Origin of the sequence: Streptomyces sp. NPDC059850, assembly GCF_042731515.1 — a bacterium.
Lineage (GTDB): Bacteria > Actinomycetota > Actinomycetes > Streptomycetales > Streptomycetaceae > Streptomyces.
The window spans coordinates 1-11772 of record NZ_JBHWJI010000066.1 but is presented as its reverse complement, the minus strand read 5'-3'; the positions used below and the strand labels follow the sequence as shown (position 1 = coordinate 11772).

Annotated in this window: 13 protein-coding genes; 11 read left to right on the top strand and 2 right to left on the bottom strand. The window is 72.9% G+C overall.

Going from position 1 to position 11772, the window contains the following annotated elements; genetic code table 11:
• Nucleotides 1-28: 28 nt before the first annotated feature.
• Nucleotides 29-463, bottom strand: coding sequence for a TlpA family protein disulfide reductase (locus ACFV9T_RS36380; protein WP_385446805.1), 435 nt, complete (start codon nt 461-463; stop codon nt 29-31).
• 145 nt (nt 464-608) lie between these two features.
• Here ACFV9T_RS36380 and ACFV9T_RS36375 point away from each other — a divergent pair, with 145 nt between their 5' ends.
• Nucleotides 609-1019, top strand: coding sequence for a DUF4395 domain-containing protein (locus tag ACFV9T_RS36375; RefSeq protein ID WP_385446804.1), 411 nt, complete (start codon nt 609-611; stop codon nt 1017-1019).
• Between the two features lie 34 nt (nt 1020-1053).
• Here the strand turns inward: ACFV9T_RS36375 and ACFV9T_RS36370 are convergent, their stop codons facing one another.
• Nucleotides 1054-1935, bottom strand: a complete 882-nt coding sequence (locus ACFV9T_RS36370; protein ID WP_385446803.1) for a LysR family transcriptional regulator — start codon at nt 1933-1935, stop codon at nt 1054-1056.
• A gap of 96 nt (nt 1936-2031) precedes the next feature.
• Between ACFV9T_RS36370 and ACFV9T_RS36365 the strand changes: the two genes are divergently transcribed.
• The 10 genes from ACFV9T_RS36365 (at nt 2032) to ACFV9T_RS36320 (ending at nt 11431) form a co-directional block, all read left to right on the top strand.
• Nucleotides 2032-2196: a hypothetical protein gene (locus ACFV9T_RS36365; protein ID WP_385446802.1), complete on the top strand. Its 165-nt coding sequence runs from the start codon at nt 2032-2034 to the stop codon at nt 2194-2196.
• A gap of 153 nt (nt 2197-2349) precedes the next feature.
• Nucleotides 2350-3084, top strand: coding sequence for an alpha/beta hydrolase (locus tag ACFV9T_RS36360; RefSeq protein WP_385446801.1), 735 nt, complete (start codon nt 2350-2352; stop codon nt 3082-3084).
• Entirely contained in the window at nt 3081-3932 is an 852-nt protein-coding gene (locus ACFV9T_RS36355; RefSeq protein ID WP_385446800.1) for a sulfurtransferase, read from the top strand. The genes ACFV9T_RS36360 and ACFV9T_RS36355 overlap by 4 nt, the downstream gene beginning before the upstream one ends.
• A 53-nt stretch (nt 3933-3985) precedes the next feature.
• Entirely contained in the window at nt 3986-4885 is a 900-nt protein-coding gene (locus ACFV9T_RS36350) for an ABC transporter permease (protein ID WP_385446799.1), read from the top strand.
• A gap of 5 nt (nt 4886-4890) precedes the next feature.
• Nucleotides 4891-5628: an ABC transporter ATP-binding protein gene (locus ACFV9T_RS36345; protein WP_385446798.1), complete on the top strand. Its 738-nt coding sequence runs from the start codon at nt 4891-4893 to the stop codon at nt 5626-5628.
• Nucleotides 5629-5651: 23 nt separating this feature from the next.
• Entirely contained in the window at nt 5652-6662 is a 1011-nt protein-coding gene (locus tag ACFV9T_RS36340) for an ABC transporter substrate-binding protein (RefSeq protein WP_385446797.1), read from the top strand.
• A gap of 8 nt (nt 6663-6670) precedes the next feature.
• Complete coding sequence (locus ACFV9T_RS36335) at nt 6671-7771, top strand: LLM class flavin-dependent oxidoreductase (RefSeq protein WP_385446796.1); 1101 nt, start codon at nt 6671-6673, stop codon at nt 7769-7771.
• 53 nt (nt 7772-7824) lie between these two features.
• Nucleotides 7825-8859, top strand: coding sequence for an ABC transporter substrate-binding protein (locus tag ACFV9T_RS36330; protein ID WP_385446795.1), 1035 nt, complete (start codon nt 7825-7827; stop codon nt 8857-8859).
• Nucleotides 8856-10031, top strand: coding sequence for an acyl-CoA dehydrogenase family protein (locus ACFV9T_RS36325; RefSeq protein WP_385446794.1), 1176 nt, complete (start codon nt 8856-8858; stop codon nt 10029-10031). Before ACFV9T_RS36330 ends, ACFV9T_RS36325 begins: the two co-directional genes overlap by 4 nt.
• Nucleotides 10028-11431 (top strand): FAD-binding oxidoreductase, encoded by a 1404-nt coding sequence (locus ACFV9T_RS36320; RefSeq protein ID WP_385446793.1) that lies wholly within the window; start codon nt 10028-10030, stop codon nt 11429-11431. The genes ACFV9T_RS36325 and ACFV9T_RS36320 overlap by 4 nt, the downstream gene beginning before the upstream one ends.
• Nucleotides 11432-11772 lie beyond the last annotated feature (341 nt).

Genomic DNA, 11772 nt, shown 5'->3' with positions numbered 1-11772 from the left:
ATCGCCCGTACCGAGGCTTGGCGTTCTCTCACGACGGGGCGCCGGAGGACCCGGTCGCCTTGCCGATGGCGGTCATCACCTCGGCGCGGCGGGGCTGCCCGGACGCCCTGCCGACGACCTGGCCGTCCGGGTCGAGCACCAGCACGGTCGGGGTGCGCAGGATTCCCAGCCGGTTGACCAGGTCGAGCCGGTCCTCCGCGTCGATCTCCACATGCGCCGCGCCCGGTACCGTCCCGGCGATCTCCGCGAGCAACCGTCGCGTCGGCCTGCACGGCGCGCAGAAGGCGGTGGAGAACTGGACCAGCGTAGCCCGGTCCCCCAGCTCGGCTCCAAGCTCCACCGCCGACAGGCGCACCGCGCCGTCCCGCTGCCGCGTCCGAAGCCTGCCGCCGCGCACCGCGCGCACCACTCCGAAGACGCTCGCCAGAAGGAGCACCGCGGCACACACCACCAACCCGTTCATGCCACCAGTCTGCACCCGCCCGGCCTCTCCCCCGCCACCTGGCCACCGACGCTCAATGCCATGTGGCTACGATGACGGCCACCCGCTGTCGCTGACACCCATCGCGGCCCGATGGCCGTCCTCCCTCTTCCCGGAGTCCCGTTCCATGCAGATCGACCCACGCGGCCCCCGGTTCGCCGCCGCGCTCACCACCATCGTCCTGTGCACCGTACTGATCACCGACAGCAGTGCGCTGCTCGCCGCACAGACCGCGGTCTTCGCGCTCGGCGCGTTCGCCGGTTTGCGGTACTCCCCGTACGGCTGGCTGTACCGAGTCGTCCTCCAGCCCAGGCTCTCCCCGCCGAGTGAGCTGGAGGACGCCCGGCCGCCCCGCTTCGCCCAGGGCGTCGGCGTCGGCTTCGCCCTGGTCGGCACCGTCGGCTACCTCGCCGGTGTCCACTGGCTGGGCATGGCCGCGACCGCGCTCGCGCTGGCCGCCGCCTTCCTCAACGCGGCCTTCGGCTACTGCCTCGGTTGCGAGATGTACCTGCTCGTCCGCCGCGTCCGAAGCACCTGACGACGCGCCGGGTGCCCCCTCTTACGGAGTCGGCTCACACCGGGGTGTCCGCCTCGCGGGAGGTGAGCAGGGCGCGTACCGCCTCGATGGTGGCTCGGGTCAGGGAGGGGTCGCAGCCGGTGCGGGCTCGGGCGCTGAGGCGGACCGGGGGGACGGCGGGGAGGTCGTGGCGTGGGGTGAGGCCGTCGGGGTACGGGCTGCCGGGGGTGGCGAGCAGGGCGGCGCCGAGTCCGGCGCGGGCCGCGTCCAGGACTCCGGCGAGGTATCCGGCCTCGGCGACCACGGTGGCGGGGGTGTGGTGGGAGGCGAGCGCGGTCAGGGCGCGGCGGCGGATCACGCACGGGTCGCTGATGGCGACCAGGGGCAAGGGGGCGGGGGCGGACGGTGGTGTCCAGCCGGGGGCGGCGTACCAGCGCAGGGGGAGTTCGCCCACGGGGGTGCCGGGGGCCTGTGCCGCCTCGGTGACGTAGACGGCGAGGTCGAGTTCGCCGCGTGCGACGGCGTCCGTCAGCCGTGCCGAGCGGTCTATGCGTACGCGGACCTCGGCGCCGGGCCGGGTGTCGCGTACGGCCGCGGTGAGTACGGGGAGGATCTGGTCGGCGCCGTGTTCGGTGGCGCCGATGACGACCGGTGCCGCGTCGGACCGGTCCTCCCCCATGAGCCGGCGGATGGCGGCGTCGTGTGCGCCGACGATCTGCTGGGCTTCTTCCAGCAGTCGGGTGCCATGGGCGGTGAACCGGGTCTTCCTGCCGTCGCGTTCGACGATGGGGCGTCCCAGGGACTTCTCCAGCCGCCGGATGTGCTGGCTGACGGTGGACTGGCTGAGGGCGAGCGCGCCGGCGGCGCGGTGGAAGCCTTCGTACTCGGCGACGGCGATGAGGCTGCGCAACGCCACGATGTCCAGTACCGGCTGCATGTGTGCAGGCTAGCACCGATCGATCGGAGATCACGATCGGTTTTGATGGCGAATCATCGTTGGACGGCCGACTCCGGGCTCGTGCATTCTGAGGTCATGCCACGCAGCGCGCTCGTGGCGGCCCGTCGGCCGCGCACGCACCTCACCGGAACCGGGCCTTCGGCCGCCGGACCGGCGCTGTGCCGCGCCAGCAGCCGCGCCTGGCTGACCCGGCGGCGCGTGGTCGACTTCGGCCTCACCGGCGCCATGCGCTGTCGCTGACCGACGGTTTCTCCGGGGGCTCGCCGCCGGAACCTCGCCCGTTCGCGGTCGCCTTTGCTCCGTCGCCTTCGTGTCTCCGTATCGCCCTGTTCCGTCCGCGCCGCCGCGCCCCGTTCGTGCGGGCTGGCTTCGCTGTCGATGAATCGAGTTCTCATGTCCTCTGCTCTGCCTGTCCACTCCTGGGACGAACCAGCGGGAATCGCCCCGCGCGGCACGCTCGTGCTCCTCCCTGGGCGGGGTGAACACGGCGGTGTGTACGAGCGGTTCGGCCGCCGGATCTCCACCGACGGCTACCGTGTCCGTGCCCTGGGGGATGCCTCGTCCGACCCGGAGGCCATCACCGAGGCGGCCACCAAGCTGCTGCGCGACGAGACCCACCCGGGCCCCCGCGTCCTGGTCGGCTCCGACACCGGGGCGTCCCACGCGGCGCGGCTCGCCGCCCTCGGCACCCCCGGGCTGGACGCGTTGATCCTCGCCGGACTGCCGACCGGGCCGCGCCCCGCCGAATCCCCTGATTGGGAGGACGAGTTGGAGCGGCGTACCGCCTGCCCCACGCACCGGGGCAGGCTGACCGCCGACGCGGCGTTCCGGCGCGGCGCCCTGGCGGGCCCCACGCCGCTGGAGCCTGTGCTGGACGGGATCTCCGTTCCGGTGCTCGGGCTGCACGGTGCCGAGGACACCGTCAGTCCCCTCGGTGAGGTCCGCCGCGCGTTCCGGAGTCTGCCCGGCGCCGAGCTGGTGAGCCTGGCCGGGACGCGGCACGACGTCCTCAACGACGTGACCCACCGCACCGCCGCCGCCACGGTGGTCCTCTTCCTGGAACGGCTGCGGCTGGACGAGGGCCTGGCGCCCATCGCCGTCACGGAGGACACGGAGGACCTCGGATGACCGCCCCCGTCCTCACCACTCCGGCCGAGCTGTACTCCCGGCTGGCCCACGGCGATCCGGCGCCCGTCGTCCTGGACGTACGGTGGCGGCTCGGCGATCCGCACGGCCATGAGCACTACCTCGCCGGGCACCTCCCCGGCGCGGTGTACGTCGACCTGGACACCGAACTCGCCGCCCCTCCCGCCCCGGAACACGGCCGCCATCCGCTGCCGGACCCCGCCGCGCTGCAGCGGGCCGCGCGCCGCTGGGGGCTCACCGCCGACCGGCCGGTGGTGGTGTACGACAACAACGGCAACACCGCCGCCGCCCGCGCCTGGTGGCTGCTGCGATGGGCCGGGGTCGAGCGGGTCTCGCTGCTGGACGGGGCCCTAGCAGCCTGGCACGCGGCCGGGCTGCCGGTCGAAACGGGCGAGCCCGCCCCGCCGCCCGAGGGGGACGTCGTGCTCACCACCGGACACCTGCCGGTGCTGGACGCCGACGCGGCGGCCGAGGTGGCCCGTACGGGCGTCCTGCTGGACGCGCGGGCGGCCGAGCGGTACCGGGGCGAAGCCGAGCCGGTCGATCCGCGCGCCGGGCACATTCCCGGCGCCCGCTCCGCCCCGACGGGCGACAACCTGGCGCCGGACGGCACGTTCCACACCGTGGAGGAGCTGGCGCGGCGCTTCGCCGCCCTGGGCGCCGACGGCACGGGCGAGGTCGGGGTCTACTGCGGCTCCGGCGTCACGGCCGCCCACACGGTCGCGGCCCTGGCCCGCATCGGCGTCACGGCCGCGCTCTACCCCGGCTCGTGGTCCGCCTGGTCCACCGACACCGGGCGCCCCGCGGCCGTGGGTGCGGCGACGGGCTGATCCGCCGCCCGCACACACCTCCCCTGAACACTTCCCGACCGAGAGGCCGCATCATGCCCTCCCCGTATTCCTCCGTGTCCGGGGCCTCACCGCCCCCGCGCGCCACCGCACCGCCAACGCCCGGCGTGGCGAAGGACTCCGCGCCGCCCGCCGCGCGCACCCGGTCCCGGCCACGGCTGCGCCTTCGGGTCCCGCGCGGGGTCCGGCGGGCCTCCGGGCCCGTCGGGCTGCTGCTGCTCTGGTACGTGGCCGCCGCGACGGGCGTGCTCCCGGAGACCGTGCTGGCCTCCCCCGTCGACGTCGTGCAACGCGGGGCGGACCTCATCGGCACCGGTGAGCTGACGGAGGCCATCGCCGCCTCCGGCCGTCGCGCGGCGATCGGCTTCCTCATCGGCGCGGGCGTGGCGCTCACCCTGGCGCTCACCGCCGGGCTGTTCCGGCTGGGCGAGGACGTCATCGACTCCTCCATGGGCATGTTCCGGGCGATTCCCTGGGTGGGCCTGATCCCGCTGTTCATCGTCTGGTTCGGCATCGACGAGACACCGAAGATCGCGCTGGTGGCGCTCGGCGTCACCTACCCGCTGTACTTCAACATCTACGGCGGCATCCGCTCCGCCGACGCGCAACTGATCGAGGCCGGGCGGATGGTGGGCCTGGGCCGCATCGGACTGATCCGGTACGTGATCCTGCCGTCCGCGCTGCCCGGTGCTCTGGTGGGGCTGCGGTACGCGCTGTCCACCGCGTGGCTGGCCCTGGTCTTCGCCGAGCAGGTCAACGCGGACGCCGGTATCGGCTATCTGATGAGCAACGCCCAGCAGTACTTCCAGACCGACGTCATCGTCCTGTGCCTCGCCGTGTACGCGGTGCTGGGGCTGCTCTGCGACTTCGCGGTGCGGACGCTGTCCCGGCGGCTCCTGGACTGGCGGGCCTCATTCGACGGAGAAGGAGCGTGACCGCGGTGAACGGCACGAACAGCGTGGAGGTCCGCGGGCTGACGCGCGCCTTCGGCGACAAGACAGTGGTCGACGGGCTCGACATCACCATCCGCGAGGGCGAGTTCGTGGCCCTGCTCGGCCAGAGCGGCTGCGGAAAGTCGACGCTGCTGAGGATCCTCGCCGGGCTGGACAGCGAGACCGAGGGCGAGGCGGATGTACCGGAGCGGCGCTCGGTGGCGTTCCAGTCGCCGCGGCTGATGCCGTGGCTGCGGGTGTGGCACAACGTCGTGCTCGGTCTGCCGCGCGGAGACCGCGCGCTCGCGGAGCGCTATCTGGCCGAGGTCGGCATCGAGGAGTACGCGGGCGCTTGGCCTCGGACGCTCTCCGGCGGTCAGGCCCAGCGCGTCTCGCTGGCCCGTGCGCTGGTGCACGAACCCGAACTGCTGTTGCTGGACGAGCCGTTCGGCGCACTCGACGCGCTCACCCGCGTCAAGGCGCAGCGGCTGGTGGCCGATCTGTGGCAGCGGCACCGCTGCTCGATCCTGCTGGTCACGCACGACGTCGAGGAGGCGCTGCTGCTGGCCGACCGGGTGCTGGTGATGGACGGGGGCCGGATCGGCTACGAGGCGGAGGTGGGCCTCGGCCGCCCGCGCGACCTCGGCTCCCCCGACTTCGTGGCATTGCGCGGCGAACTCCTGCGGCAGCTGGGTGTCGACGACGCCTCGGCCCTTTCGCACCACCGGGAAAAGGTGACCACATGAACCGCTTGACCAGCTTGAACAGCTTGAAGCAATTGAACACCGGGAACCGCAGGGCCAGGGTCGTGGCGCGCGCTCTCGGCGCAACGCTGTCGCTCACCGCCCTCCTCGCCACCAGCGCGTGCGCGGGCGACAGCCAGGCGGCGTCCGAGACCGATCCGTCGAAGGTCACGCTGACCCTCGGCGACCAGGCCAGGAACCTGAAGACGCTGTTCGACGCCTCCGGTGCCCTCAAGGGAACGCCGTACAAGGTGAAGTGGGCCGAGTTCGAGGGCGCCGCACCGCTGTTCCAAGCCGTGCAGGCCGGGGCCGCCGACACCTCGTACGCCGCCGATCTGCCCACCCTCCAGGCGCTCTCCGGCCGGGTGCCCGTCAAGGCGGTGGCGGCGCTGCGCAACGACGGCACCCACACCGGGATCGTGGTCCGTGAGAACTCGGCCGTGAAGAGCGTCAAGGACCTCATGGGGAAGAAGGTCGTCGTCTCCTCGGCCAAGGGGTCCATCGCCGAGTATCTGCTGGCGCACGCGCTGCGGCAGGCGGGGCTGAGCTACTCGGACGTAAAGGTGCAGTATCTGCTGCCGACCGACGCCCAGGCCGCTTTCACCTCCGGCAAGGTCGAGGCCTGGGCCACGTTCGGCGTGTACAAGACGGTGGCCGAACAGCACGGGGGCCGTCTGCTGGTCAACGGGGCGAACGGGCGGGTGAGCGGCTACGGCTTCATCGGGGCCTCCGAGAAGGCTCTTGATGTCCCGGCGAAGAAGAAGGCCATCACCGACTTTCTGCGCCGCCTCGACAAGGCGCTCGTCTGGTCCCGCCAGCACCCCGCGGAGTACGCCAAGGCCATCCAGCGCACCAACGGAGCCTCCGCCACGGTCGCCAAGACCCTGGTCGACCAGGCGAACAGCGACCTGCTGCCGGTGAGTGAGCCGGTGATCCGCTCCGTGCAGAAGGTCGGCGACACCATGCACGGCATCGGTGTGCTCACGCCCAATCCGACGCTCGCCGACCACGTCGACACCAGCCTCGTCAAGGAGTGACCGCAGCCATGCCCGTCGAGTTCATCAGCGCCGTCCATCCCAATCCCGCCACCGAGGGCGACCCCACCGCGGGTTCCGGGATCGATGTGGACTACGCCCGCCGCTACGCCCGCGCCCTGGACGACTCCGGCTTCGACTACACCCTGGTCACCTACCACTCGGCGTCCCCGGACGCGCTGCAGCTGGCGCAGTTCGTCGCCCATCACACCGAGCGCATCAAGCCGGTGCTCGCCCACCGCCCCGGGGTGGTGTTCCCCACCCACGCGGCCCGCGCACTGGCCACGCTGGACCAGATCAGCGCCGGGCGGCTGGTGGTGCACATCATCTCCGGAGGCAACGACGAGGAGCAGCACCGCGAGGGCGACTATCTGAGCAAGAGCGAGCGGTACGCGCGCTCGGACGAGTACATCCGGATCCTGCGCAACGTGTGGGAGGCCGACGGGCCGGTCTCCCATGAGGGCCCGTACTACCGCTTCGAGGGCTTCCGCTCCGATGTCGCCCCCTACAACGGCACCATCCCCATCTCGGTGGGCGGCTCGTCACAGGACGCGTACCGGGTGGGCGGGCAGCTGGGCGACATCTTCGGGCTGTGGGGCGAACCGCTGAAGGAGACCGCCGAGCAGATCGCGGCGGTGAACGCGTACGCGGACGCCGCGGGCCGGACCCGGCCGCGCATCTGGGTGTCCTTCCGGCCGATCATCGCCCCCACCGACGAACTGGCCTGGGAGAAGGCCCACCGCACCCTGGGCGCGGTCAAGGCCAACCACGCCGAGCGGGCCAAGCGCCGCCACTACCCGGCGGTCGGCCAGGGCGCCCCGTCCAACGTCGGCTCGCAGCGGCTGCTGGCCGTCGCCGAGCGCGGCGAGGTGCACGACCGCTGCCTGTGGACCGCGCCCGCCACCGCCACCAACGCCGCCGGTGCGTCCACGGCACTGGTCGGCTCCCCGGAGACGGTCGCGAAGGCGCTGCTCGACTACGTCGACATCGGCTGCGAGCTGCTGTCCATCCGTGGCTACGACCCGCTCAACGACGCCATCGACTACGGGCGTCATGTGCTGCCACTGGTCCGTCAGGAGCTGGCGCACCGCGCCGCCACCTCGGCCGCCTGACGCCCCTCCTCGCCCCCGTTCTCCCCCTTCTCCTCGTGAAAGGCATCATCCGGATGTCCAGGCCACTGGCCCGCTCCCGTTCCCGGCGCGCCCGCGCCCGTACCGCTCTCGCCGCCGTCGTGGCGCTGACCGCCGGTGCGCTGAGCGCCTGTGGCGGCTCCTCGGGCGCGGGCGGGAAGGGTTCTTCCGTCACCCTCCGGGTCGGGGCGACCGGCTGGAAGGAAGAGGAGGCCCTGCTGAAGTTCGCGCACCTGGACGACACTCCGTACCAGGTGCGGTGGAGCCTGTTCCAGGGCGGTGACCGGCAGTTGGAGGCGGTGCGCGCCGGGGCGCTGGACGTGGCGAGTTCCAGCGAGATCCCGCCGGTCTTCGCGGCGGCCGACGGAAAGCCGAACTTCAAGGTCGTCGCCGTGCGGCGCGGCAACACCCTCAACCAGGAGGTGGTGGCCCCCAAGGGGTCCCCGATCACCTCGATTGCACAGCTGCGGGGCAAGAAGGTCGGCTACGTCAAGAACACCACCGCCCACTATTTCCTCTACGAACTGCTGAAGCGGGCCGGGCTCGGCTGGGACGACATCGAGGCCGCCCCGCTCGATCCCGACAAGGGGATCGCCGCGTTGAACGGCGGCTCCATCGACGCGTTCGCCGGATACGGCAACGCGGTCATCACCGCCCATCAGCGGGGCGCCCGCACCATCGGTTCCGGCAAGGACGTCCTCTCCGGCAACTTCCTGTGGACGGCCTCGGACGACACGCTTGGCGGCGCGGCCGGGCGCAAGGCGCTGGCGGATCTGCTGGCCCGTATCGACAAGGCGTTCGCCTATGTGCGCGACGGGCGCCAGAAGGAGTACGCGAAGCTCATGGCCGCCGCCACCCACCAGCCGGTGGATCAGGCGCTGGAGGAGTTCACTGCGGGAGAGGCCCAGCGCGAGACCGGGATCCGGCCGGTGAGCGCCGGGGCCACCGCCTCCGAGCAGAAGGTCGCCGACGCCTTCGGTGACCTCGGCGCGGTGCAGCGGAAGCTGGACGTGGACGAATTCTGGAGCGACCGGCTGAGCGCGCGGCTCCGGAAGGCGCTCGCCTCATGACCACCGACCTATCGCTTCCCGTCCCGGACCTGACCTCGCTGTCCTCCGTGACGCGACGGCTCGCCACCACCGCGGCCGCGTACGACCGCGACGGCGTGTTTCCAGCCGAGGGGATCCGCGCCGCGCACGAGGCCGGGCTGCTCACCGCCACCGTCGGCGAGCGGTACGGGGGTCCCGCCCTCGGGGTGGCGGACACCGCGCGCATCCTGCACGCGCTCGGCGAAGGCGATCCGTCGGTGGCGCTGATCGCCGCCATGAGCCTGTCCGTCCACCGCCGCCAGGCCGTGCGGCCGCACTGGCCTGAGGAGCTGTACGGACAGGTGCTGGCCGGGGCCGCCGCGCGTCCGGTGCTGCTCAACCACGTGCGTGTCGAGCCCGAACTCGGCTCGCCCGCGCGGGGAGGGCTGCCCTCGACGTTGGCCCGGCGCATCCCGGACGGCTGGTCGCTCAGCGGCCGCAAACGCTTCGCGACCGGGGTGGAAGGGCTGGACTGGCTGCTGGTGTGGGCCACCACGGACGAGCCCACGCCACGGGTCGGCACCTTCGTGGTGCCAGGCCACGCGCCCGGCATCGAGATCACCCACCGCTGGGACCATCTGGGGCTGCGCGCCAGCGGAAGCCATGACATCGCGCTGCACGACGTCGAGATCCCCCAGGGCAACGTCATCGACCTGGCCGAGCACGGCGCCGCGGCGGAACAGGACAACCGCGCGGGCGCGGCCCTCCATCTGCCGCTCGCCGCTCCCTACTTGGGTGTGGCGCGGGCCGCCCAGGATGATGTCCACCGCTTCGCCCACGAGCGGATCCCCGCCAACCTCGGCCATCCGGTGGCCCGTACCGAGCGCTTCCGGCGGGTGGCCGGTGAGATCGCGCTGCGGCTGGACTCGGCCGAACAGCTGGTGTTCACGGGTGCGGAGCGGGTCGACGGCGCCGACGGCTCGTACGCACCCGAACACGCGCTGGGCGCCCGTGTGCTGGTGGACCGGCATGCCACCGAGGCGGTCGCCATGGGGGTGCGGCTGCTGGGAAATCCGGGGCTGTCACGCGACAACCCCCTGGAGCGCCACTTCCGGGACGTGCAGTGCGCCCCGGTACACGCCCCGCAGGAAGACACGGCGCTGCTCGCCATCGGCGCGGCCGCGCTCGGCACACGAAGTGAGAGGCCGACATGACTGTCCCGCTGTCCGATACTGCTACGGATACGGATACCGCCGCCGCGCTGCTGACGGTTCTGCGGCGCGAGCTGCCCAGCGAAGCACTCGGCACCGGCCCCGAGGCCACCGGCCCGTACGCCACCGACCGCTCCGGCAGCCAGCCGGACGGCGTGCCGCTCGCGGTCATCCACGCCACGCGCACCGAGCACGTCCAGACGGCGCTGCGCCACGCCCACGACCTGCGGGTACCGGTGGTGCCGCGCGGGGCGGGCACCGGGCTGTCCGGAGGAGCGAGCGCGGGCGCGGGCAGTGTCGTCCTCGACCTGTCACAGATGAACCGCGTCCTGGAGCTGAGTCCCGAGGAGCAGATCGCCGTCGTCGAGCCGGGTGTCATCACCGCCGAACTGGACCGCGCGGCGGGCGAGTTCGGGCTGCGGTACGCACCCGATCCGGCGAGCGCGGCGATCTCGACCGTCGGCGGGAACATCGCGACCAACGCGGGCGGGCTCCGCTGTGCCAAGTACGGGGTCACCAGAGACGCGCTGCTGGGTCTTGACGCGGTGCTCGCGGACGGGACGCTGGTGCGGACCGGACGGCGCACCGTCAAGGGCGTCACCGGCTATGACCTGACCGGCCTGCTCACCGGCTCCGAAGGCACCCTCGGGGTGATCACCGCCGCCACCCTGCGGCTGCGCCCGGTGCCGGAGGAGACGGTCACGGTCGCCGCGTACTTCGCCACGTTCGCTGAAGGAGCCGAGGCCGTTTCCGCGCTCACCGCCGCCCGCATCGAGCCCGCCATGGCCGAGCTGCTCGACGGCCCGGTGCTGGGCGCGGTGGACGACGCCCAGGGCACGGATCTGCGGTCACGCGGGGGCGCGCTGCTGCTCCTGCAGTGCGATGGGCGGGGCGCGGCGGCCGAGGCCGACGCGGCCGTACGGTGCTTGCGCGAACGGGCGACGTCGGTCGAGGTCACCGCGGATCCGGCCGAGGCGGACGGGCTGCTCGCCGCCCGGCGGCTCGCGCTGCCCTCGCTGGAACGGCTGGGCCGGGTCCTGATCGAGGACATCGCCGTACCCCGGAACCGGCTGGCCACCGCCGTACGCGAGATCGACGCCGCGGCCGACCGCCACGGGGTGCGGATCTTCACCTTCGCCCATGCCGCCGACGGCAACCTCCACCCCATTCTCGTCCTCGACCCGGCCCTCCCCGGCATCCCGGACGCCGCCTGGCAGGCGGCGGGCGACATCTTCAGCGCCGCTCTGCGCCTCGGCGGCACGCTCACCGGCGAACACGGCGTGGGCACCCTCAAACGACGCTGGCTCGCCGACGAGCTGGGACCGGACCAGCACCGGCTCCAGCGCCGCATCAAGTCGGCCTTCGACCCGCACGGCATCCTCAACCCGGGCAAGGCGCTCTGACGTCGACCCGCAGCCGCCGCTTCCCGTTCGGCCTGCTGGGCGAGGTCGACGCTGTCGTGCAGGGCGTCGGTGGCGGTGGCTCCCGAGGAGACGGGGGCGAGGTCGAGGACGGCGAGGGGGATGCCGGACATGGTCGGGGGTCTCCTCGCCGGTCACCGGGTCCGGGGCGTGCCCACCCCGGCGCCTGGACCCTGCCCGGCCGCGCTCCGGACGCGTACATCGGCCCCGAACACCATGTGCGCGTCGCGAGGAACACCCCGTCGAGCGCGGCGCGCGCGCCGCGGGGTTGGCGACCGGCAAACACCCCCCCGTAACACGCGGGCGCCCCCGCGCCCCGGCCG